Annotated in this window: 17 protein-coding genes; 8 read left to right on the top strand and 9 right to left on the bottom strand. The window is 72.6% G+C overall.

The genetic code is table 11. The features are described 5' to 3' along the window. Nucleotides 1–26: 26 nt before the first annotated feature. Nucleotides 27–1,502, bottom strand: coding sequence for a glucose-6-phosphate dehydrogenase (gene zwf / locus ABT053_RS00350; protein ID WP_350966615.1), 1,476 nt, complete (start codon nt 1,500–1,502; stop codon nt 27–29). A 160-nt stretch (nt 1,503–1,662) separates the two neighbouring features. Between zwf and ABT053_RS00345 the strand changes: the two genes are divergently transcribed. After that, nucleotides 1,663–2,865 carry an ROK family transcriptional regulator gene (locus ABT053_RS00345; protein WP_350966613.1) on the top strand — a complete coding sequence of 401 codons (1,203 nt, stop codon included), beginning with the start codon at nt 1,663–1,665 and terminating at the stop codon, nt 2,863–2,865. 161 nt (nt 2,866–3,026) lie between these two features. Here the strand turns inward: ABT053_RS00345 and ABT053_RS00340 are convergent, their stop codons facing one another. Further along, nucleotides 3,027–3,860, bottom strand: a complete 834-nt coding sequence (locus tag ABT053_RS00340) for a Rossmann-fold NAD(P)-binding domain-containing protein (RefSeq protein ID WP_350966612.1) — start codon at nt 3,858–3,860, stop codon at nt 3,027–3,029. Nucleotides 3,861–3,940: 80 nt separating this feature from the next. Here ABT053_RS00340 and ABT053_RS00335 point away from each other — a divergent pair, with 80 nt between their 5' ends. Both ABT053_RS00335 and ABT053_RS00330 read left to right on the top strand, forming a co-directional pair. Further along, nucleotides 3,941–4,882 carry an AraC family transcriptional regulator gene (locus tag ABT053_RS00335; protein ID WP_350966611.1) on the top strand — a complete coding sequence of 314 codons (942 nt, stop codon included), beginning with the start codon at nt 3,941–3,943 and terminating at the stop codon, nt 4,880–4,882. Nucleotides 4,883–5,015: 133 nt separating this feature from the next. Beyond that, nucleotides 5,016–6,632, top strand: coding sequence for a hypothetical protein (locus ABT053_RS00330; RefSeq protein WP_350966610.1), 1,617 nt, complete (start codon nt 5,016–5,018; stop codon nt 6,630–6,632). Between the two features lie 294 nt (nt 6,633–6,926). On the opposite strand, the gene ABT053_RS00325 is transcribed toward ABT053_RS00330, so the two are convergent. Beyond that, nucleotides 6,927–8,045: an epoxide hydrolase family protein gene (locus ABT053_RS00325; protein ID WP_350966609.1), complete on the bottom strand. Its 1,119-nt coding sequence runs from the start codon at nt 8,043–8,045 to the stop codon at nt 6,927–6,929. A gap of 253 nt (nt 8,046–8,298) precedes the next feature. Between ABT053_RS00325 and ABT053_RS00320 the strand changes: the two genes are divergently transcribed. The 3 genes from ABT053_RS00320 (at nt 8,299) to ABT053_RS00310 (ending at nt 11,130) form a co-directional block, all read left to right on the top strand. Beyond that, nucleotides 8,299–9,258, top strand: a complete 960-nt coding sequence (locus tag ABT053_RS00320) for a helix-turn-helix transcriptional regulator (RefSeq protein ID WP_350966608.1) — start codon at nt 8,299–8,301, stop codon at nt 9,256–9,258. Between the two features lie 172 nt (nt 9,259–9,430). Beyond that, nucleotides 9,431–10,411, top strand: coding sequence for an EamA family transporter (locus ABT053_RS00315; protein WP_350966607.1), 981 nt, complete (start codon nt 9,431–9,433; stop codon nt 10,409–10,411). Next, nucleotides 10,408–11,130, top strand: coding sequence for an alpha/beta fold hydrolase (locus ABT053_RS00310; protein WP_350966606.1), 723 nt, complete (start codon nt 10,408–10,410; stop codon nt 11,128–11,130). The genes ABT053_RS00315 and ABT053_RS00310 overlap by 4 nt, the downstream gene beginning before the upstream one ends. A gap of 220 nt (nt 11,131–11,350) precedes the next feature. Here the strand turns inward: ABT053_RS00310 and ABT053_RS00305 are convergent, their stop codons facing one another. The 6 genes from ABT053_RS00305 to ABT053_RS00280 all read right to left on the bottom strand — a co-directional run bounded on the left by ABT053_RS00305 (nt 11,351) and on the right by ABT053_RS00280 (nt 19,556). Then, the gene (locus ABT053_RS00305) at nt 11,351–12,547 is read right to left on the bottom strand and encodes an MFS transporter (protein WP_350966605.1); all 1,197 of its coding nucleotides are present in this window, start codon (nt 12,545–12,547) and stop codon (nt 11,351–11,353) included. A 106-nt stretch (nt 12,548–12,653) separates the two neighbouring features. Next, nucleotides 12,654–13,523, bottom strand: a complete 870-nt coding sequence (locus ABT053_RS00300) for a phytanoyl-CoA dioxygenase family protein (RefSeq protein WP_350966604.1) — start codon at nt 13,521–13,523, stop codon at nt 12,654–12,656. Next, a complete protein-coding gene (locus tag ABT053_RS00295) occupies nt 13,523–14,593 on the bottom strand; it encodes a phenylacetate--CoA ligase family protein (RefSeq protein WP_350966603.1) in 1,071 nt (356 codons plus the stop codon). Before ABT053_RS00295 ends, ABT053_RS00300 begins: the two co-directional genes overlap by 1 nt. A gap of 44 nt (nt 14,594–14,637) precedes the next feature. Then, nucleotides 14,638–16,068 carry a hypothetical protein gene (locus ABT053_RS00290; protein ID WP_350966602.1) on the bottom strand — a complete coding sequence of 477 codons (1,431 nt, stop codon included), beginning with the start codon at nt 16,066–16,068 and terminating at the stop codon, nt 14,638–14,640. Continuing rightward, complete coding sequence (locus ABT053_RS00285; protein WP_350966601.1) at nt 16,065–18,347, bottom strand: DegT/DnrJ/EryC1/StrS family aminotransferase; 2,283 nt, start codon at nt 18,345–18,347, stop codon at nt 16,065–16,067. Before ABT053_RS00285 ends, ABT053_RS00290 begins: the two co-directional genes overlap by 4 nt. A gap of 15 nt (nt 18,348–18,362) precedes the next feature. Beyond that, nucleotides 18,363–19,556 carry a radical SAM protein gene (locus tag ABT053_RS00280; protein WP_350966600.1) on the bottom strand — a complete coding sequence of 398 codons (1,194 nt, stop codon included), beginning with the start codon at nt 19,554–19,556 and terminating at the stop codon, nt 18,363–18,365. A 304-nt stretch (nt 19,557–19,860) separates the two neighbouring features. Between ABT053_RS00280 and ABT053_RS00275 the strand changes: the two genes are divergently transcribed. Next, nucleotides 19,861–21,084 carry a galactosyltransferase-related protein gene (locus ABT053_RS00275; RefSeq protein ID WP_350966599.1) on the top strand — a complete coding sequence of 408 codons (1,224 nt, stop codon included), beginning with the start codon at nt 19,861–19,863 and terminating at the stop codon, nt 21,082–21,084. Then, a complete protein-coding gene (locus ABT053_RS00270) occupies nt 21,081–23,285 on the top strand; it encodes a N,N-dimethylformamidase beta subunit family domain-containing protein (RefSeq protein ID WP_350966598.1) in 2,205 nt (734 codons plus the stop codon). Before ABT053_RS00275 ends, ABT053_RS00270 begins: the two co-directional genes overlap by 4 nt.

The raw sequence follows: 23,285 nt of genomic DNA, 5'->3' as shown, positions 1-23,285 counted from the left end.
CCGGTCCGGGTGCTCGGCTCGCGTGCTCACGCCTGCCCCTCCTCGTGCCAGACGCGGCCGCTGCGGCCGACGAGCTCGTGGGCCGCGGCGGGGCCCGCGCTGCCCGCCGGGTACGGCTCGGGCGGGGTGCCCTGGGAGTCCCACTCGGCGAGGATCGGGTCGATCCACCGCCAGGCGGCCTCGACCTCGTCGCGCCGCATGAACAGGGTCGGGTTGCCGGTGAGGACGTCCATGAGCAGCCGCTCGTAGGCCTCGGGCACCCGGCCGGTGAAGGTCTCGGCGAAGCTGAGGCTCAGCGGGACCGGCTTGAGCGCCACCTCGCCCGCGCCCGGCTCCTTGGCCATGATGTTCAGCTGGATGCCCTCGCTCGGCTGCAGCCGCAGCACCAGCCGGTTGGGCGTGCTGCCGGGGAAGATCGAGTGGGGCACGTCCTTGAACTGCACCACGATCTCCGAGCAGCGGTTCGGCATGCGCTTGCCCGTCCGCAGGTAGAACGGCACCCCGGCCCAGCGCCAGTTCTTCACCTCGGCGCGGATCGCGGCGAAGGTCTCCACCCGGCGGGAGTCGTCGGTGGGCGCGGTGTTGTCGGGCTCGTCGAGGTAGCCGGGTACCGGGACGCCGCCCGACTCGCCCGCCGTGTACTGGCCGCGTACGGTGAAACGGTCCACCTCGCCGCCGGTGACGGCCCGCAGCGACTGGAGGACCTTGACCTTCTCGTCGCGGATCGACTCGCGGTCGTTGCGCGACGGCGGCTCCATCGCGACCAGGCAGAGCAGCTGGAGCAGGTGGTTCTGCACCATGTCGCGCAGCGCGCCCGCGTGGTCGTAGTAGCCGCGGCGGCCGGGGGTGCCCACGGTCTCGGCGACGGTGATCTGGACGTGGTCGATCCAGAGGGAGTTCCAGATCGGCTCCAGGAACGCGTTGGCGAACCGGAGCACAAGGAGGTTCTGGACCGTCTCCTTGCCGAGGTAGTGGTCGATGCGGTAGACCTGCCGCTCCTCGAAGATGGCGCCGACCTCGTCGTTGATGCGCAGCGCGCTGGCCAGGTCGCGGCCGAGGGGCTTCTCCAGCACCACCCGCGATGCGGGGGTGACCAGGCCGGCGCGGTGCGCCTCCCGGCAGAACGGGCCGAACGTCATGGGCGGGCTGGCCAGGTAGAACACCCGGTCGCGGTGCTCGTGCCCGCCGAGCATCCCGGATAGCCTCGCCCACCCGGCCGGGTCCTGGCCGCCGATGTCGACGGTGACGTGGTGCAGGCGGCCGAGGAAGCGCTGCCAGGTGTCGAGGTCGTCCACCGGCACCGAGCCGCGTACCTCGGCGTCCACCTTGCCGCGGAAGTCGGCGTCGTCGAGCCCGCCGCGGGACATCGCGATCACGCGGGTCTCGGGGGCGAGACGCCCGTCGCGGTCGGCGTGGTAGAGCGCGGGCAGGAGTTTCCGCATGGAGAGGTCGCCTGTGCCGCCGAAGACGATGAGGTCGGCGGGTTGCGGGGTCTCAGACATGCGACGGCACTCCGTGGTGATCTGCCAACAGTGATCTATCGAAATTAGGTACAGATCGGACAGTAGCTAGATCTTGCGCTCTACACAAGCGGAGTTTTGTAATTTGAGATGAGAAAGTAGGAAGTTTTCATTTCATAAGTGGGTGTGATTCACTTGGCGGATGCCTCGACGTCCCGCTGCCGCGCTGGCCACCAGCGGTGAGGTGCTGCGCCTCATCCGCTCCGGCGAGGCCGTCACCCGCGCGGACATAGGGCGTGTCACCGGCCTGTCCAGACCCGCCGTCTCCCTGCGCGTCACCGAGCTCCTCGACCGGGGTCTCGTCGTCGAGGACAGCGAGGGCCCCTCCACCGGGGGCCGCCCGCCCACCCGCCTCGCCTTCAACGCCTCCGGCGGCGTCGTCCTGGTCGGCTCCCTGGGCGCGAGCCGCGCGCAGGTCGCCGTCTGCGACCTCGCGGGCCAGGTGCTGGCCAGCGCCGCCCCGCCCGTGGACGTGGAGGAGGGGCCGGACGTCGTCCTGCCCCTGGTCATGCAGACCTGGAGCGACCTGCTGGGCGACCGGCCCGCCTCCCTGATCCGCGGGGTCGGCCTGGGGGTGCCCGCCACCGTGGAGTTCGCGGCCGGCCGCACCGAGAGCGCCCGGATCATGGCCAGCTGGACCGGCGTGGCCATCCCGCCGATCATCGCCGAGCGCTTCCCCGTCCCCGTCTTCCTCGACAACGACGTGAACGTCATCGCGATCGGCGAGCACCGCGAGATCTACGCGGGCGAGGCCGACGACCTGCTGTTCATCAAGGTCTCCACCCGGATCGGCTCCGGGGTCATCGCCGGGGGCGAGATCCTGCGGGGGGCGCTGGGCGCCGCGGGGGAGATCGGGCACATCCCGGTCCGCGACGGCGGAGGGGTCCTCTGCCGCTGCGGCAACATCGACTGCGTCGACTCCATCGCCAGCGGCACCGCGATCCTGCGCCGCCTCCGCGACCTGGGACACGACGTCAGGACCCTGGCCGACGTGGTGAGCCTCGTCAGGGCCGGGGACGCCGAGACCATGACCGTGGTCCGCAACGCCGCCCGGATGCTCGGCGAGGTCGTCGCCAGCGCGGTCAACCTGCTCAACCCCTCGGTGGTGGTCCTCGGCGGCGACGTAGCGGAGACCTTCCAGCCGATGGTCTCGGGGGTGCGCGAGGTCATCCACCGCCGCTCGACGGCCCTGGCCACCCGCAACCTGCGCATCGAGCGCAGCCGGCTCGGCCCGAGCGCCGGGATCATCGGCTGCGCCCACATGGTCCTGGACAACATCCTCTCGCCCGAGGCCGTCGACTCCGCCGGCTGGCAGCCGTTCCGCTCCGTCCGCTCCCTGGCCTGACCCGCCCCCCGGGTGTCCGGTACGCCCCGGCTCGGGCTCCGCGGAGTCTCCCCGGCTCGGGCGGGGCCTCCTCCAGGTCGCGGGCCTTTTCCGGGGGCCTCCTTCGGGGCGCGGGCCTTTCCGGAGGCCTTTTCGGAGGCCTTTCCGAGCCGATCGCTCGTCTAGGGGGCGTCCCACACGCCGGTGGGGGCGATCTTGGCCACCCAGTCCGCGAAGTCGCGGGGTTCGCGGTTCAGGGCACGCTCGACACCGTCGGCCAGAGAGCTGTTCCGGCCGTCAAAGAACTCGGAGATGAGCGTGGCCAGCGGCTCGGCGAACTCGCGCGGGGCGCCGTCGCCAGCGATCGCGTCGGCGAACCGCTCCCGGGTGATCGGCACGTAGCGGAGCTCGCGGCCCGTCGCCCGGCCGATCTCGCCGACGGCTTCGGCGAAGGTCCACAGGCGGGGGCCCGTCAGCTCGTAGCGCTCGCCCGCGTGGCCGTCCTCGGTGAGGGCCGCCACCACGACGTCGGCGATGTCGTCGGCGTCGACGAACGGGTCGGCGTTGTCACCGGCGGGCAGGGCCAGCACGCCGTGGCGCAGCGGACGCAGGAACACGCCCTCGTCGAAGTTCTGGTTGAACGAGGCCGGGGCGACGACGGTCCACTCGACCGGGAGGCTCGTCACGGCCTCCTCGCACCGGGCGGCCTCGTCCTGGTTGCGGGCGGACAGCAGGACCAGGCGCTCGACGCCCGCGTCGAGCGCCAGCCGGGCCACGGCGCCGATGGCGTCGCCTGCGCCGGGCCACTCGATCTCGGGGTAGTACATCAGGTAGGCCGACCTGACACCGGCGACGGCGCCCGCCCAGGTCGCGGGATCCTCCCAGTCGAACGGGGGCTCGCCGGCGCGGGAGCCGACCCGTACGTTCACGCCTCGCTCGATCAGCCCGCGGGTCACCCGGTGGCCGACCCGGCCGGTACCGCCGAGGACCAGCGTCGTGTGCTCGTTCGTTGTCATGACTACAGCCTGACCGCCACAATCTGGATGATCCATGGCCGAGATGCCGGAACGCATGTCCAATCGTCTAGCCTGAGGGGGTGGACGCACTCGCCGGGTTACTTGAGGGGCCGCGGGCCAGCGGCGCCTTCCTCCTTCGGATCGTGCTGGATCCCCCCTGGTCGATCCGGGTCCAGGACGGCTCGCCGCTGTGCCTGGCCGTCATGCTCGGCGGCGAGGCGTACGTCGAGCCCGGCCACGGTGAGCCGGTGTGGCTGCGTCCGGGCGACGTCGCCATCGTCCGCGGGCCGGACCCCTACGTGATGAGCGACGGCACGACGGCCCCGCCGCGGGTCGTCGTGCACCCCGGCCAGCAGTGCCGTACGCCCGAGGGCGTCGACCTGCGCGAGCGGATGGCGCTGGGGGTGCGCACGTGGGGCAGCGACCCCGACGGGTCGGTGCAGATGCTGCTCGGCGTGTACGAGGAGGTCGGCGCCGTGGGCCAGCGCCTGCTCGACGTGCTGCCGCCGCTGCTGGTCGTGTCCGAGGACACGTGGGACTCCACGCTCATCCCGGTGCTGGCCCGGGAGGCCGCCGAACAGGGGCCGGCCCAGGGCGTCATGCTCGACCGCCTGCTCGACCTGCTGCTCATCGCGGTGCTGCGGGTGTGGTTCGACCGGCCCGAGACCGAGGCCCCGGCCTGGTACCAGGCCTACACCCACCCGGTGGCCGGTGAGGCGCTGCGGCTGTTCCACGAGGACCCGGCGAAGGACTGGACGCTGACGCGGGTCGCCGCCGAGGTCGGCGTGTCACGGGCGACGCTGGCCGAGTGCTTCCGCGACGCCGTCGGCACGCCGCCGATGACCTACCTGACCGAGTGGCGCCTGGCCCTCGCCGCCGACCTGCTGCGCCAGTCCGACGCCACGCTGAACACCGTCGCCCGGCAGGTCGGCTACGGCAGCGGGTTCGCTCTCAGCTCGGCGTTCAAACGGGTGTACGGCATCAGCCCGCAGGAGCACCGCGGCACCGCGCCGGCGCGGTGAGCCGGGCGCGGCCGACGGACGCGGCACCGGCCGCACACGGCGGTAACCGGTTCGCGACATCGTGACGCGGTGTCGGAGGCGAACGTCAGGCTGGAAGGGGCCGGCCCTTTCTCCTCCCCCTTAAGGAGCTCGTATGGGAAACAAGAACAGAAAAGGGTCGATGCGTCGAGAAAGGAGCGCCTCGCCCCCACCCGTCGGCTCCGACGGCACCTCCGGCCAGGACCTCCGCCAGGGCACCGAGACCGGCGAAGACCCGAAGGACAGGGGGAACAAGGGAGACGGGGCCGACAAGAACGAGGGCATCGTCACGCGGCCACGGAACGACCCGCCGGCGAACGACGGCGAGGAGCCGGAGGAGTTGCGGCGGACCAGGCGCCAGTCCATCGACAAGTTCGGCGGGCACCCGGCCTCCACCGCGCCGCCACCGGCGGTCAGGCTCGGCTGGCGCCCGGCGCAGGGCAGGATGACCTACTGGATCATGGACGACTCCGGCATGGTCGGCGCGAAGAAGGAGTCCCCGGGGGGAACCCCGCGGGTGATGTACACCCCCGCCCACGACCGGCCGATGCACGTCGACGGCCAGCTGGTGGTCCGCGCCGAACCCTCGTACACGGCGGACCCGCCGATCTTCGTCCGCCGTGCGGACCTGGTCGACAACGGCTATCAGGAGACGGTCGACGCGATCGAGGAGCTCGTCCGGCGGAACAAGGTCCATCTTCGGGCGTTCTGGCTCGGCAAGCGCCAGGAACTGGACGCGATGACCGAGATCACGCTTGAGCAACCGGTGTCGGGCCTGAAGGCGAGCGCGTACGACTCGGCGCGGGTGACGGACGGCTCCCTCGTCACCGTCCCCGCCGGGACCCACATCCTGGCGAAGACCCGCTCGTCGGCGTTCGGGTTTCCAGGCGGGCTGGCGCCGTTCAGCGCGATCGTCGAGGTGGACGTCGAAGGGGTCGTGCAGGAGGTGCTGATCCCGGGCGAACTCGTCTGGGGCTCCGATCAATCGCACGCCGAGGAGGCGCGGGAGCAGGGTGTCGCCCAGGAGATCACCGCCGAGAGGATCATGGAGGTCCTGGTCGGCGACGAGTACTTCGCGCGTTACCTGGCAGGCCGCCGGTTGACGGGCGACCGGCTGCACTACGTCACCCCCGAGGAGATGGGCGCGGTCTTCGTCCTCGACAGGATGCCGGGCGAGGAGGGGGAGATCGAGATCGCGCGGACGGCCAACGAGTACCTGTTCAACGCCGGTCTCAGCACGCCCGGCCTCTCGGTCGGCGGCCACATCTTCGTCCAGCGGGACCAGCTCGGCACCGGTACGGAGTATCACGAGACCATCCACTGGTTCTCCGACCCGACGGTGGAGCAGGTCCTCGGCCACTGGTTCAACGAAGGACTCACCGAATACCTGACCCGCTACCCGGTGGACGCGCTCGGCGCGGAGGTCTTCCGAAACCAGGACCAGTACGGCCCGCAACGCCAGGCGATCGAGAAGCTCGTACGGCACGCGGGGATAAGCGACGAACAGCTGTGCGAAGCGTACTTCAAGGGCGAGATCCAGCCGCTCTACGAAGCGGTCGCGGCGGCCACCGAGGGCACCTTCAGCCTCGACGCCTTCGCGGCCTGCCTCGACCCGGCACGGGCCGGCGAGGCGCTGCGGCATTTCGACCTGGTCTTCGTGGTCCCCGACGAGGCGCAGGAGGATGCGCAGGAGGAGGCGCAGGAGCACGAGGCCGAAGCCGAGGCCGGATGACGCGGCGCCCTCGGGATACGCGACGACGGCGCTCCGCTCGCCGGGCGGCCCCGGTGCGCCCGGCCCGCAGCGCGAGCCCCGCCAGGTACGCGCGGGCCCCGGCGCGCGACCCGGAGCCCTCGTCCGCGACCACCCACCCCGCCACCGGCCTTCCCGCCGCCCGCCGACGGCCACCGCCCGCAGGCCGGGCGGGCTCTCGGCACCGGAAACGGTGACGAGTCCCGGGAAACGGGGAGGCCGGTGGCGGCGTGAGAGGCGCGATGGCCGGGTGTCCGGCGAGTGGTGGCCGGGTGTTCAGCGAACGGTGCGGAAGAAGGCGCGTACCTCGTCCACGAACAGGTCGGGGACCTCAAGGGCGGCGAAGTGCCCGCCGCGGTCGTACTCGGTCCAGCGGGTGATGTTGTTGAGTGGTTCGGCGAAGGGACGGATCGCGATGTCCTCGGCGAAGTTGGCCACGCCGGTGGGCACCCGGGAAGGCGTGGGCCAGTTGCCGGTGTGCATGGACTCGTAGTACAGCTGGGCCGAGGACGTGCCGGTGTTGGTCAGCCAGTAGATCATCGCGTGGGTGATGACGTGGTCGGCTCCGATCGAGCCCGCGGGGTGGGCCCAGTCGTGGAACTTCTCGCCGATCCAGGCGAGCTGGCCGACCGGGGAGTCGGCCAGGCCGAAGCCGAGCGTGTGCGGGCGGGTGGCCTGGATCTGGAAGTAGCCGTTGCCGTCGGAGAGGAAGGTGTTCATCCGGTCGAGCCTGGCCCGCTCGGCGTCGGTGAGCACCGTGTCCGCGGGCACGTCCCCGAACGGGATGAACCCGACGGTGGCCGCGTTGACGTGCACGCCTGCGACGCGTTCGGAGTCCACCCGCCCGAGGTCGGGCGCGATGACCGCGCCGAAGTCGCCGCCCTGCGCCCCGTACCTGTCGTAGCCGAGCCTGGCCATCAGCTCGGCGTAGGCGGTGGCGATGCGGCGCGCGTCCCAGCCCGCCGGGGCCGGCCCGGTGAACCCGAAGTTCGGGTGCGAGGGGATCACGAGGTGGAAGGCGTCGGCCGGGTCGGCGGGGTCGGTCAGCGGCTCGATCACCTCCAGGAACTCCGTGATCGACCCGGGCCAGCCGTGCGAGACGATCAGCGGGAACGCCTCCGGGTGGGGTGAACGGACGTGCAGGAAGTGCAGGTCCAGCCCGTCGATCCGGGTGGTGAACTGCGGGTGCCGGTTGAGCCGCTTCTCCGTCGCGCGCCAGTCGTATGCCGTGGTCCAGTACTCGGTCAGCTCCTTCAGGTGATCCAGCGGCACGCCGCGGCTCCAGCCGACGTCCGGGATCTGGCCGGGCCAGCGAACGGCGGACAGGCGCCTCCGCAGATCGTCCAGCTCGGACCGCGGGACGTTGACCTGGAACGGCTTGATCTCGCTGTTCAAAACACGACTCCTCTGTGTCGGCACGCAGCGCTCGGCCGCGTGCGCGGGGTGGTTGTCCTGGCTGGGCGTGTTTTCGCGTCGCGGGGCCCGGTCGCGAGCCCGCCCGAAGACCTGTCGAGCCGGTGTTCCGGGCGGACGGAGGACGCGCTGACACCGCGCCGTCCGGCGTCCGCTCCGTCCGGCGGGGTCACTGAGACGATCATGTCAGCCAAGGAGGTCAGTTACCGTCCTCGTTGCGACGCACAATGGGGACATGCTCGAAACCTCCGCCCGGTTGCTCCGGCTTTTGTCGTTGTTCCAGCATCGCCGTGACTGGACCGGTCCGCAGCTGGCCGAGCGGCTGGGGGTGACGGTGCGTACCGTGCGCCGGGACGTCGACCGGCTGCGCGAGCTCGGCTACCCGGTGCACGCCACGATCGGCAACGTCGGCGGATACCGGCTGGGCGCCGGGGCCGCCATGCCGCCGCTGCTGCTCGACGACGAGGAGGCCGTCGCGGTCGCGGTGGGGTTGCGCACCGCGGCCAACGCCACGGTGGCCGGGATCGAGGAGACGTCGGTACGGGTCCTGGCGAAACTGGAACAGATCCTGCCTCCCCGGCTGCGGTACCGGGTCTCGACGCTCGACGCGGCCATCGTGGCCGAGCACCGGCCGGGCGCGGTCGTCTCGTCCGAGACGCTGACCACGATCGCCGCGGCCTGCCGCGACCACCGGCGGCTGCGCATGGACTATCGCGGTCATGACGGCACCGAGAGCACCCGCACGGTCGAGCCGCACAGGCTCGTCCACGCCGGGCGCCGCTGGTACCTGGTGGCCTACGACGTCGACCGGGCGGACTGGCGGACCTTCCGGGTCGACCGGCTGCGGCCCCGGGCCCCGGCCGGCCCTCGGTTCAGCCCCCGCGAGCCGCCCGCCGAGGACATCGGCGGGTACGCGTCCTGGGCCGTGGGCGTCGGCCGGTACCGCCACCGGGCGCGTTTCACCATGTACGCCCCGGCGGCACGGGTGGCCGAACGGGTGTCGGCCGAAACAGGGGTGATCGAGGCGGTCGACGAGCGCAGTTGCACCCTGTGGGTCGGCTCGGACTCCCTCGACGGGCTCGCCCTGCACGTGACCCTGCTCGGCTTCGACTTCACCGTCCACGAACCGGCCGAGCTCGTCGAGCGCTTCAGGACGCTGCACGCGCGCATCGGCCACGCGCTCGACCCGATATGAGCGATATGAGCGCCGTGAGCGCTGTGAGCCGGCCGGGCGCTGTGAGCTGACCGAGGGCGGTGCCGACCAGGGCCGGTACCGCAGACCAAGCCCCGGGTCATCGCTCTCGGCGATCAAGATGATCTGGAACAATCGCTTTTCGCGATGACTCCCGACTCCTAGCGTGGTCGGCATGACAGCAACCACGACGACCACGACGACCACGACCACCGCCGTACCGGCGAGAGCCCGAAGTTCTCTACTGCTCGTCGGGGCCGCCCTGGCGATCGTCTACGTCGTCTGGGGCTCGACCTACCTCGCGATCCGGATCATGGTCGAGGAGATGCCGCCCCTCGTGAGCGCGGGTGTCCGCTTCCTGACGGCCGGTCTGCTGGTGGGCGGGGCGCTGGCGGTGCGCGGCGGTCCGGGGCGGCTGGCCGTGACCCCCCGGCAGCTGCTGGGGTGCGCGTGGATCGGGCTCCTGCTGGTCGTGGTGGGCCAGGGCCTGGTGACCTTCGCCGAGTACGGCGGGGCTCCGTCGGGGATCACGGCGTTGCTGGTCGCGGCGGTGCCGCTGTGGGTGATCTGCTGCCGCGTCCTGTCGGGAGAGCGCCCCGCCGGGCGGACGGTGGCGGGCGTGGCGACGGGCTTCGGCGGCATGGTCGTGGTGGTCACCGCGAACGGTCTCGGCGGCGCCTTTCCGTTCTGGACCATGGCGGTCGTCCTCGTCGCCGGGCTGTCGTGGGCGTTCGGCTCGTGGTGCCAGCCGCGGATCGGGCTGCCGCGTGACCCGTTCGTGGTCGCGGTCTACGAGATGCTCATCGGCGGTGGAGCGCTGACGATCATCGGGCTGGCCGGTGGCGAGCGCTTCGACCCGATCGCCTACTCGGCCCGGTCCTGGGCGGCGTGGGGCTACCTGGTCGTGTTCGGGTCGGTCCTGGCGTTCTCCGCCTACGTCTGGCTGCTGCAGTCGGCGGCGACCTCCTTGGCGGCCACGTACGCGTACGTCAACCCGCTGGTGGCCGTGTTCCTGGGATGGCTGGTCCTCGCCGAACCGGTCACGGTGCCGACCCTCGCCGGCGGCGTGGTCGTGGTGCTCGCGGTCGCCGTCGTCGTGCGCTCCGAGTTCCGGCGGCGAGTCCCGGGTTCCGGCGGCGAGGGGAGAGTCCGATGAGCACGTTCGTGCTGATCCACGGTGCGGGAGACACCGGATGGTCCTGGCACCTGGTGGAGGCCGGGCTGCGGGCGCGCGGGCACGACGTGCTGGCTCCCGACCTTCCGGGTGACGACGAGTCGAAGACCCTGGCCGACTACGCCGACGCGGTGGTCGAGGCCGTCGGCGACAGGCGCGGCCTGGTCGTGGTGGGGCACTCGTTCGGCGCGTTCACCGCCCCGCTGGTCGCCGACCGGCTGCCCGTCGACGCGCTGGTCCTGCTGGCCGGCATGATCCCCTCGCCGGGTGAGTCGCCGGACGAGTGGTGGGCCGGCACCGGCTACCGCGACGCGGTGGAGGAGCAGGCCGGGCGCGACGGCGGTCTGACCGGCAACGCGGATCCGTTCGTGAGCTTCTACCACGACGTGCCACGCGAGCTGGCCGAGGAGGCGATGGGCAGGGAGCGCGCCCACCCTTCCAGGGCCGCGCTGGCCGCGCCGTGGCCGTTGGAGGCGTGGCCGGACGTGCCGACGAGGTTCGTGCTCTGCGGTGAGGACCGCTTCTTCCCGCCCGGCCTCTTCCGCCGGCTGGTGCCCGAGCGCCTGGGCGTCGTCCCCGACGAGATCGCGGGCGGCCACTGCGTCGCGCTCAGCCGCCCCGAGGAGGTGGCGGACCTGCTGGCGGGCTACGCGGCCACCGCCTCCGCCACGAGAGCCGAGCGCGGAAGGGCCGAGCGCTGAGCCGCCCCCGCGAACCGGGCCACCTCTGGGGGAAAGGGAACGCGCGTGCCTTCAGCGGCTCTCGTCAGGTCCTCCGGGGACGCGGCGCGGGGGATCCCCGCGGCTCCCGTGCGGTTCTCCGGGGGTGTGCGGTACGAAGCTTCCCCAGGGCTGCCGGGTTCGCGAGGCGTTGTACGAGACCTCCAGGCTGCCGGGTTCTCCGAGGGCGCGAGGGACGACCCTACGGCTCCCGCGCGGTCTCCTTCCGGTCGGCCGTGCCGGTGGCGCGGGCGTTGACGACCACCAGCGCCAGCAGCACGAGCAGCCCGCCGAACGTCGCGGCGAGGCCGACGAGCTCGGCGAACCAGCCGACCAGGACGGGTCCCAGCAGCAGCCCCGAGTAGGTCAGCGTGGTGAACCTGGCCAGCGCCGCGGCCGCCCCGAGTCCTTCCGCGCCGCCGTGTCCCACCGCGCTGAAGATGAGGGGGAGCAGGACCGACAGGCCGATCCCCACCACCGCGAAACCCGCGATCGCGACCGCGATACCCGGGCTGAGCACGACCATCAGCAGGCCGCAGAGGGCGATGCCGCCGCTCACCCTGACCAGGGCGGGCGCGCCGTACCGCTCGTGCAGGCGGTCCCCGACGAGGCGGCCGCCGGTCTGGCACAGGTTGAAGAACGTGTAGCCCAGCGAGGCCACGGCGAGGGTGGCGCCGCGATCCTCCAGGAGGAAGACGCCGCTCCAGTTGCCGACCGCGCCCTCGACGATCAGGATGACCGCGCCCATCGCGCCGAACATCAGCACCCGCGGGGTCCAGCCGTCCCGCCACCTCACGCGGACCTTCTTCTCGCCCTCCTGGCTCGCGTGCCGGTCGGCCGAGGCGGGCAGCATCCACAGCCCGGTGACCAGCGCGAGGAGCGCCACGGCCACGCCCAGCCACAGGAAGTGCGTCATCGGGGAGAGCCCGGCCTGGATGGCGAGGCCGCCCAGCACGGAGGCGGCCATCGCGCCGATGCTCCAGGCGGCGTGGCAGCGGTTCATGACGGACCGCTTGTGGGCGCGCTCGACCGCGATGGCGTGGGCGTTCATGGAGACGTCGAGGAGCCCGTCGATCAGACCGAAGATCACCAGCGCGACGGCGAGCTGGATCGGGTCCTCGGCCAGCGCGAGGCCGACCAGGGAGAGCGGCAGCGCCACCCCGGTCACCCGGGCGATCGGCGCGCTGCCGTACCGGGCCACCAGGCCACCGGCGAGCTGCATCGCGATCAGGGCCGAGACGGAGGGGACGACGAGCAGGAGCCCGAGCTGCCCGGCGGACAGCTCGTGCTCGACCTTCAGGGAGGGGACCCTGATCAGGAAGCTCGCGTACGAGAGCCCGACGATCAGGAACGCGGACATCGCGGCCAGGCGCGTCCGGCCCGCGGCCCGCGACAGCACCGCCCCGGGCGGAGTCCCGGGCGGACCGGGAGGCTCGTCCGCAGGGGAGTCCGTGCCAGGTGGCTCCCCCGGAGGCCGTCCCCCGGACGCGGGCCCGGCCGTGTTCTCAGGCGCCGTCATCGCCGGCCCACTCTTTCGTCCACCGGGGGTCCATCTTGTCCTCCTCGCGGATGAACCGCACGTCGGCCGAGACACGCATGACGTCGGTCACGGTGTCGAGGGAGGCGTGCACGACGTACGGGCTGTGCACGGTCAGGTCGCCCGCCTCGTAGTCGCTCCACAGCCATCTCCGGCCGACGACGCGGGCCGTCAGGCGGAGGTCGTGGCTGATCGGCCGCGGGTCGTGGGCCCGGTCGCTCGCGAGCCGCGCCTGGTCGAACCGCTCGGCGGACTCCCGGTGCGAGCCCTCCAGATAGACCAGCCCCCCGGTCTCCAACGGGCAGTCGCCGACGGGGATCCACATCGTCAGGACGCGGTCGCTGCCCTGGGACATGTAGGCGTAGTCGGTGTGGGCGCGGGAGGCCCGGAGCGGGCCCGCGTAGAAATGGCGCAGGATGCCCCGGGGCATCAGCCGGACGGGACCGCCGAGCAGGGTCGCGGCGAGCTCCGCCAGGGCCGGTTGCCGGACGAACGAGGCGAACGGCTCCGTACGCACGAAGTCGTAGGCCGGATGGTCCCTCACCCCGTGCGAGGGCAGCCCCTCCGGCGGGCGGCCGGAGAAGACGCCCTCCCGGGCGGTGGACCCGGGCTTGAGCAGGCCTTCGGGAAACGTCGACAGGTACGCCCCGCGCAGGGCGAGAACCGTCTCGCGGTCGAGGAACCCCCGCAGCAGTACCAGCCCGTCCTCGTGGAACCGCCGTCTCAGCGCGCCGGGGTCGCCGAGCAGCGCGCCGCTGTCGGGCAGCGGGGCGAACAGCTCGTCGGTGAACGGGATGGGCACGCCGTTGGAGGAGACGGCTCGCCGGTCTCCGGGCATCAGTAGACCCCTTCGGTGATCTGGTCGGCGTCCTCGGCCTCGTAGGGGCCCACCCGCGCCACCCCGGGCCACGGGAACCAGGGGTGCGGCGGGGCGGAGACCGCGCTGTCCCGCTCCAGCAGGTTGGGCAGGAAGAGGTCCTCCAGCAGGGTCACCACCCTGATCCGGCCCCGCTCGCCCGTGGCGACCTCCTGCCACACGTCGTCGGGCCGGACGACGTGCATGACCGCGAAGGGCGGCGGCAGATGGTAGCTGTGCGGCTCGTCGGGGAAGGGGGAGTCACCCTGGAGGGCGTGTCCGGCGAGGGTGTTGCCGTAGGTGTCGATCCACTGGACCCCGTCCAGATACTCCTCGCGGAGATAGCGCGCCTCCTCGGGGGAGCAGGAGGTGCCGCCGGTGCACACGGCGCGGACGCCGTACTCCGCGAGGGGCTTGTCCAGCGCCGGGGCGAGCGCCATGAGCAGCTTGGCGGTCGTGAAGAGCAGGCTGACCCGCTCGTCCCGCAGGATGTCGGCCGTCTGCGCGACGAGGTGCTCGACGTAGGCGTCGGCGCCGCCGGGTCCCCCGGAGGCGCGCAGCAGGTGCTTGACCCAGCGCGGGTCGAAGTCCACCGAGAAGACGGCCGCCCCCCAGCTGTCGCCGAGCAGCTTGACGAAGTGCCCGTAGGCGTGCGGGCCGCTGGGCGTCATGGCCAGGATGTCGCCGCCGAGCAGGCCGCGCGCCTCCAGCATCACGCGGTACATCCCCACGTCGTAGACGGCGCGGGTCACGTCGACGACCCGGTACGGCGGGCCGGACGTCCCGCCGGTCTCCACGACGCGGAACGGCCGCCCCGCGAAGCCACGGGGTACGAGGTCGCGCGCGCTCACCCCCCGCAGGTCGGTCTTGTCGAACAGGCCGAACAGGCGCAGGGAGGCGTAGTCCCTGACGTCGCGGATCGGGTCGAAGGGCAGGCGGCTCCGGCGCGCCAGCCAGAACGGCGAGCCGCTCTCCTCACCGAAGTGCCAGCTCATCATGCGCACCGTCCACTCGTCGAGGGACTCGCGCATCGGGGGGATCCGCTCCCGCATGGCGTCCAGCAGGGAGCCGCCGGGCGGGAGATGACTGCTCGGGTTCAGGACGACACTCCTTCGGGGACTTCGGGGACGGTCGCGAAGCGGGCCCGGTGCACGAAGCGGGACCCGGCGGCGACGCCGCGCGCTCCCGCCTCGTCCGTGGAGACGACGACGGCGAGGGGGAAGGGCAGCTCGCAGCCGACGAGCGGGTGGCCGACGTCGTCGACGTGGACGAGGGTGGGCGCGAGGAACGTCGCCCCGCCCGACCTGACCAGGAGCGGCCGCCGGGTGAGCACGCGCCCGCCGGGAGCGAGCCGGTCGGAGACGAACGCGGCCATCCGCGCGGCGTCGGCCTCGGCCCAGGACGCCTGCGGCCAGCGCGGGTCAGGCGGGTCGAGGGAGATGCCGTCGAGCACCTCCGCGACCCGCCAGGCGTCGGCCTCGACTCGCCGGGCGTCGGCCTCGGCCTGCCACGGGGCTCCGGTGTCCGAAAAGCCCCCGGCATCCCACGGTGTCCTGGTTTCTCGGAAGGCCCCGATCTCCCGCAGGATCTCGGCCTGCCGCAGGGACGCGGCCTCCTGCAAAGACGCGGTCTCCTGCAAGGACGCGGCGTCCCGTAGGGAGGCGGCCTCCAGGGACGCGGTCTCCCGCAGGAAGACCACCGTGCAGGCGCAGGTGCAGAAGCGGCCCGCGTCCCGCGCGATCCGTGCGGCGAGGTCCTCGGGGTCCACCGGTTCCCCCGCGCCCACGATCACGCAGGCCCGGCCGGGGCCGCGCAGATCCAGGGACGGCGCGCCGGCGGCGGGTCCGGCGGCCAGGCCGTCGCCGCCGTAGACGATCTGCCGGTCGGTCGCCCGGATCAGCGCGGGCAGGGTCCGGGGCGCGCTCGGGTAGTAGCCCAGCGTCTCGGGCGGCCAGCCCACGCTCAGCAGGGCCCCGACCAGGCGGGCCGACGACAGCGGCTCGCGCCTGCTGGGGCGGATCCACACCGCCGCCCCGGACAGCGCCGCCTCCAGCACCCCCTCCAGGCAGGTGAAGGTGTTGGCGGGCAGGGAGACCAGGGTGAGCCCATCGACACCAACACTGCCACCGGCAGTGACATCGGCACCGGCATCGGCGTCGGGCGCGTCCGCTGCCAGCTCCTCCAGCCGCTCGGCGAGCATCCCCGACCAGCGCCGTACGAGAGCGGGTGGCAGGCCCGCCGTGGCGCGCATCGCCTCCTCGAATCCGCCGGTGTCTTGAACGCCGAGGGACTCGACGGGTACGCGGCCGTGCCGGAACAGCGCGACGGCCTCGCGGAGCAGCTCCAGCCGCCGGGCGCGGGACGGCATCGTCATCGCGGCACGGCGTGCCCGCAGGCGGGCGCTGTCGTCGCGGACCATGATCTCCGGGGCCAGGGAGAGCAGCGGGCCGCCGGGGACGGGCACGGTGTCCATCGACCGGTACCACCGTCCCGCGCGCAGTAACGGCAGGACCGTCTCGCCGGTCATGACAGCGCGTCCCGCAGCGCGCGGACGACCCGCTCCTGCTGGGCGCCCGTCATGCCGGGGAAGAGCGGCAGGCAGATGTGGCGGGAGGCGAACGCCTCGGCGTACGGGAAGGACAGGTCGCCGAAGCGCCGGGCGAAGTAGGGCTGGCGGTGGAGCGGGACGTCGTACACCTCGCCCGCGAGCCGTACCCCCTCGGCGCGGAGTCTCTGTTTGAGCGCCGCGCGGTCGACGCCTTCCGGGAGCAGGGCGAGGTACTTGTAGTGGTTCGACGCGCACCCCTCCGGCACGGCGGGGCGGGTCAGGGAGGGCACGCCCGCGAGACTCTCGTCGTACCGGGCGGCCAGCGCCGTGCGTTCGGCCAGCACCTCCGCCAGCCGGGCCAGATGGGTGAGGCCAACCGCCGCGTGCAGCTCGCTCATGCGCCAGTTGCTGCCGAGGTCGTCGTGCAGGTTCTCCTCGAAGGACCGCTTGCCGTGGTCGCGCAGGTGCATGACCCGCTTCAGGTCGGCCACGTCCGCGCTGAGCAGGCCGCCCTCGCCACTCGTGATGATCTTGGTGGGATAGAGCGAGAACGTGGCCAGCCGGCCGAAGGTGCCCGCCTGGCGCCCGTGCAGCGAGGAACCGAGGGCGTGGGCGGCGTCCTCGACGACGGCGACGCCCTGCCGGTCGCACTCGGCCAGCACCTCGGCGAGCGAGGGGGCGACGACCCCGGCGATGTGCACGGGCACGACCGCGGCCACGTCCTCGTGGGCGGCGAGGGCGGCGCGCAGCCCCTCGGGGTCCATGCCCAGACCGTCCGGCTCCAGGTCGACGAAGCCGACCCGGGCACCGGCGCGTACGGCGCTGGCCGCGGTCGCGAAGAAGGTGTTGGCCGGGACCAGGACGGTGCGCCCCTCGACCCCGACGATGCGCAGGGCGATCTCCAGGGCGGAGGAGCCCGAGCTCACCGCCGCGGTGCCGCGCCCGATCTCCCGGCTCGCGAGCGCCTCCAGCCGGGCGCCGCGCGGTCCGAGGGTGAGCGCCCCGGAGGCGAGGGCGTCGTCGACCAGGTCCAGGATGTCCAGGCGGGCCCGGACGTCGAACCCCACCCTGGCCGCGGGCACGTCCGGCGCACCGGACGCGGGCGTGCTCGGTGTGACGGCCGCGTTCGGCGCACCGGCCACGGCCGCGCTCGGTGTGGCGGTCGCGCTCGGCGTACCGGCCACGGCCGCGTTCGGGGTGGCGGTCGCGGGCACGCCTGACGTACCGGCGGCGGGCTCGGCCGGGGAGCGGGTGAAGGCCGGGGAGGTGAAAGCCGGAGAGGGGGTGAAGGCCGGGGAGGGGACGAAGGCCAGGGAGCGGGTGAAGAAGTCCGCCGCCTCGGCCAGGCCGGTGCCGTGGCCCATGGGCAGCGGCAGGATCTCGGCCGTGTGGTGGGCGCCCGCGATCCGCTCGCCGGCGGTCTTGGCGTCACCGGGATCGAGGCGCCCGTCGGCCGTGCCGTACTGGATCTGCAGGGGTGCCGGGGCCAGCGCCGCGTACAGGTCGGGGAGGTCGGCGTGGCGCAGGACGGACGGCAGGGCGACGTACTGGTTCCAGGCGAGCGACCGGCCGATCATCGTCTCGTACGTGCCCAGATGGCTCGCGGCGCACAGCGGGAGCGGCTCCTCCCGCAGCAGCGCGGCGTGCAGTGCCACCGCCGCGCCCATGCTGTGCCCGAACAGGCCGACCTGGCCGGGGGCCACGTCCGGATGCGCGCGGAGCCAGTCGAGCGCGGCCCCCGCGTCCTCCGCCAGCGCCGCGAGGAGGCTCCCGCCGCGCAGCCGCAGCGTCCCGTCCAGCACGTCGCCCGGGTCGCGCCCGCCCAGCGCGGCGGGCTCGGCCCAGCCGTCGATGCCGTGGTCGAGGGTGAGCGTGAGGAAACCGGCCCCGGTCAGGTACGCGGCGACGTCACGGCCGGGATGGTCGGGAGGCAGCAGCCCGGTGACCCGTTCCAGGGTCGCGTTGCGCCCCGGGCAGACCAGCACGGCCGGCCACGGCCCCGGGCCCGGCGGGGCCAGCACGACCGCGCGCAGCTCGCGACGCCCTTCGTGCTCGAAGAGGTAGTGGTCCACCCGCGGCTCCCCGCCCTCCCGCCTGCGGGTGGAGCGCACGCGGAGGGTCACCCGCCGGGTGGCGGCCAGCCGGGCCACCGCCCGGCGCACCTGGCCGTTCCGGACGGCCTGGTCCGGCGCGGGAGAGCCGGGGACGGGATCGACCGGGGAGTGGCCGAGATGGTGGAACCGGTCGATCGACGTCAACGCGAACCCCGGATCTCAGACGAAGTCGGCGTGGAGCGCGTGCGGAACCTCGACGCGGTACGTGTTCAGGGCGTCGTCCAGTTTGATCCGCCCCTTGCGCAGCCATTCGAGCAGCTCGTTCTGCGGCCGGTAGAAGCAGGACTTGCACAGGTCGGTCCTGAGCGGGTTGCTCGACTCCCACTCGGCCCTGGGGCCGCCCTCCAGGACGTTCAGGTAGCCGTCCTGCAGCACGTTGCCGATGCGGTAGCGGCTGTTCAGGTGCACCTGGGGGCAGGGGTAGAGGTGACCGTCCGCGCCGACGGCCGTGACGAAGCGGCTGTAGTGGCAGTGGTCGAAGTCGCCCTCGACGGACTCCACCTGGTCCATCGGCCCCCGGTCGAGCTTGGGCACGGAGACCTCGAACTCCTCCGACGACAGCGTGGAGACGTCGGCGAGCGAGGCGGAGACGTCCGCCATGACCTGCTCGATCGTCTCGTGGCCCATCGAGCTGTAGAACTCCGGCTCGAACCGGACGTAGTGCGCCCCGGAGTCGCGCGCGATCCGGGCGGCCTCCGAGATCTCCCGGTAGTTCTGCATGGTGATCACGAAGTTGAACCCGATGCGGAAGTCCGGGTCGACGGCGTTCTCGCGCAGCCTGCGGACGGAGCCGAGGAAGGACTTGAACGTCTGCTCGCGGTCCCGGGTGATGTCGTTGAAGGTCGCCTCGGTGCCCGCGTTGAGGCCGATGCGCACCCAGGTGTGGGTGTTGACCACGCAGTCGGCGATGTCGTCCCGGTGCAGGCGGGAGCCGTTGGTGATCAGCCCGATGCGCAGCCCGGCCGCGTGCCCGGAATTGCAGATCTCGGCGTACCCGCGGTGAATGGTGCATTCGCCGCTGCCGCAGAACGTGACGGCCCGGCCACCGGATTCGGCGAACTCCCGCATGAGCTTGACGCTCTTGTCGGTGGGAATAGCGTCCTTGAAGGAGAAGAGATCGTAGAAATTCTCCTCGTTCGGCGAGTGGAAGTTGCAGAAATTACAGCGCATATTGCAGGCGCCCATGATGCCGATGCGCATATGGACGGGCCTGAAGGTCTCGCCGTTGACGAACTTCCTGAGCAGGTCCTCGTGGGCCAGGACCTTGTCGGGGGCGTGCGCCTGGTCAAGGGCGACCTCCGCCAGACCGTCCCCGTTGCTGGGGCGCGCCGACCTGTAACTCTCGTTCGACATTTCCGTCCCCCGTTCGACCGGGAAGGATTCCAATGACCCGGTCCTTGTGCGCCAAAGCCGGCGTACTGGTGGACGCCGTTTCGATACGTGTTCGGGTTAGTCGGGTCCAGGTCGCAGGACATGGATTCCGGCCGTGGGAGCGCTCTGCGGGGAGATTAAAACATATCCTAAACCGGGTCAAGTCCCCTTGTGAGGCATTTTTGGGCACGGTACGGTACATCGGGTTCGACATTCGCGCGGCCGGAGGGAATTCGTGCAGGTGGAGGGAAACGGCATGACAGAAACCCCAATAGCGTCACCCCAAATGCCGGGCTCCCTCCCGGACGCGCGGACGCTCGGGTCCAGGCTGGCCGCCTACGTCTTCCTCGCCAACGATCCATCGGTTCCCCTGGTGGCCGCCGACTGGTGGGTGATCAGCGGCCCGCACTACGGCGCGGTGGCCGACGCCCTCGCCCACTTCGTGGCCGGAGAGCCCGCGGCCGAGGACCTGCGCCGCTTCGCCGCCTCCCCCGGGGACCGCGAGCTGGAGGACGCCCTGGCCGCCGCGCTCGTCCCCCTACTAGAGCGCTCACCCGCCGACGGCGCGCGCCTCGCGGGGCTGATCGCCGACGCCGACGCGCACGTGCTGGTCGACTACCACAACGGCGTGCTGGCCGACCGCTCCGCCGCCGAGGTGTCGGTGGCCGACGTCTCCTCCTGGTCCGGGCCGAGAGCGTCCGTGGCGTCCGGAGCGTCCGTGGCGGCCGGGACGCGGACGGCGGGGGCAGGGGTACGAGCCGTGATCGTGATCCCCTTCCGGGACCGCGTCGGCGGCGCCCGTACCCGCAACCTGCTGGCCTGCCTGGCCGCGCTGCGCGACCAGGACGTCCACGGCGACGAGGTGAGCGTCACCGTGGTCGAGTCCGACACGGCGCCCACCTGGCGCGACACCGTCGAACCGCTGGTGGACCACTACGTGTTCGCGCGGCACGACGGGCATTTCAACAAGTCCTGGGCGGTCAACGTCGGGGTCCGCGACACCCCGGGCGAGCCCGAGCTGATCTGCGTGCTGGACACCGACATCCTGGCGGACCGCCGCTTCCTGAGCCGGAACCTGGACCGCATGGCGCGCGAACCCGGGCTCTCGGCCTTCCTGCCCTACCGCCGTATGTTCTGCCTCGACCCCGAGACCTCCGCCGCCGCCATCCGCCGCCGCTGCGAGCGCGGCGAGGCCGACGTGCCACTCGACGCCGTACGCTCGCTGGTGCTGAAGGAGCCACCGGGGGCCTGCCTCTGGGTCAGATCCACGGTCTTCGACGCGATCGGCGGGTTCGACGAGCGCTACCAGGGCTGGGGCGGCGAGGACGACGACGTCGTGGCACGGCTGAGCCTGGCCGGGCGGTTCACCCGCTTCGACGACCCGCTGCTGCACCTGGCCCACCCGCGTCCGGAGATGACCCTGGACGGGCTGCCGTTCAACGCCCACATCGACCCGCTGAGCTGGACCGTCGCCGGCGGGTACGGCGACCTGCGCGGTCCCAGGGGATGACCTCGGCCGTTCGCGCCTACGCGACGCGCACGTCGGTGCCGCAGGGCGGATCACTGCGCTTCCGCCTGACGACGGAGGACCCCGAGACCGGAGCCCCGGAGAGCGGGGATTTGGCGACAGGGGGCTTGGCGACCGGGGATCCGGCAGCTGGTGACCTGGCGACAGGGGATCGGACGATCGGGGATCCGGCGACCGAGGGTTCGGCGACCGGCGACCCGGCCCTCGGCTCCCCGGTCACCGGCGCCCCGGCCGCCGGCGATCCGGTGGACGGTGGTGGGCGCGGAGTGGCCGACTGCCGCGCCCGGGTGCGTGACGCCGTGACCGGCGAGGTCAGGGCGGAGCTCGACGCCACCGGGCCCTGGTGGACCCTGGACATCCCCGGCGACTGGCCCAGCTCGCTCTACGCCGTGGAGTTCACCCCCGGCGACCCGGACGGGGAGACCTACTTCGTCGTCCGGTCCCGTGAACCACGGGCCGACGGGACGATCCTGGTGTCCGTGCCCTTCCTCACCTGGCAGGCGTACAACAGGGCCGGTGTGCCGGGGGAGGGCCTGTACCCCACCGAGGGCGCCGAACGGGCCGGCCGGGTCACCTTCGACCGCCCCGGCGGCGGACCGGCGGGCAACTGGGAGGACCACTTCCACCGGTGGCTGAGCCGCAGCGGTGTCCGGGCCGACTACTGCTCCAACCTGGACCTGCACGAGGACCCGGACACGCTGCTGCGCGACCGGCGCCTGCTCGTGATTCCCGGGCACGACGAGTACTGGACCCGGCGGATGCGTGACGCCGCGGAGTCCTTCGTCGCGGCCGGGGGGAACATCGCCTTCTTCGGCGGCAACACGTGCTGGTGGCAGATCCGGCTGGAGGACGACGGCCGCACCATGGTGTGCCACCGTGACGCCCTGCTCGACCCGATGGCCGCGACCGATCCGAGCCTGGTCACCGTGGAGTGGTCGGGTTCCCCGGTGTGCCGGCCGGAGAACAGCCTGACCGGCGTGAGCTTCCGGCGCGGCGCGGGCTGCTGGGAGGACATGGACGCCATGAAGTCCGAGGCGTACACGGTGCGCTTCGCCGGGCACTGGGCGTTCGAGGGCACGGGGCTGCGCGACGGCGACACCTTCGGCAGGGGCGCGGTCGGCTACGAGACCGACGCCGCCGAGTACGTGGAGGTCGACGGCGTCCCGCTGGCGACGGGCGCCGACGGCACCCCCGCCGACTTCGCCATCCTGGCCACCGCCGACCTGCGCCACTGGCGACGCCTGGGCCAGGGCGGCCACGCCACCATGGGCATCATGCGCCGGGGGGCGGGCACCGTCTTCAACGCGGCCACGATCGGCTGGGGCGACGCCCTCGACGACCCGGTCATCGACCGCGTCACCCGCAACGTGCTCGCCAGGCTCGCCGGGGCTCCCGGCTGGTGGGAGCCGATGGGCGGCGGGGCACCCGCGCTCGCGCTCGCCGCCTGCGAGCAACAGCTGTTCGCCGTTTTCGCCGACAGGGACCTCTGGACCCGGCCGTACCGCACCCAGAACCTGGGATGGCGGCGGATCGAGCCCGCGCCCGGCCTGGTGGCCCTCGCCGCGCCGCGCGAGGCGACGCCCGGCTCGCCCGTTCTCCTGTACGGCCTGCACGCCGACGGTCGCGTCCTCGCCCGCGAGCCGGTGACCGGGCAGGCCCCCTGGACGGACCTGTACGACGCCCCGCCGGGGGCGGTCGGGATCGCTCCCATCGACCAGATCATGTTCGCGGCGGGCGCGGAGGGCGAGCTGTGGCGGCGCCCGCTCGCCGCCGGGCGGCCGGAACCGTGGACCCGCGCGAGCGACGACGGCCCCAGGCTCGCCGCCCTCGCCCACACGGGGGGACGGCTGATCGGGCTGACCCGTGATGGAGAGATACGGGTCAAGGCACAGGACAACCAGGCCAGGACACGAGACGCCCGGATCGGGGCGCGGGACGACCGGGTCGGGGCGCGGGGCGACGGGGCCGGGACACGAGACGACCGGGTCGGGGCGCGGAGCGACGGGGTCGGGGCGCGGGACGATGACGACGGGTGGATCCTTTTGGGCACGACCCCCGGGCTGGCCACGCTGACCGGAACGGCGGGCAGGCTCGTCGGCGCCACCCCGGACGGCGACCTGTTCTGGCGCGAGCTGATCGGCGACACGACCACGGGGCAACCGCAGACCGGAAACGAGGAGTGA

Origin of the sequence: Streptosporangium sp. NPDC002524 (assembly GCF_040295985.1) — a bacterium.
In the GTDB taxonomy this organism is placed as follows: domain Bacteria; phylum Actinomycetota; class Actinomycetes; order Streptosporangiales; family Streptosporangiaceae; genus Streptosporangium.
This window is presented reverse-complemented; position numbering and strand designations above follow the sequence as displayed.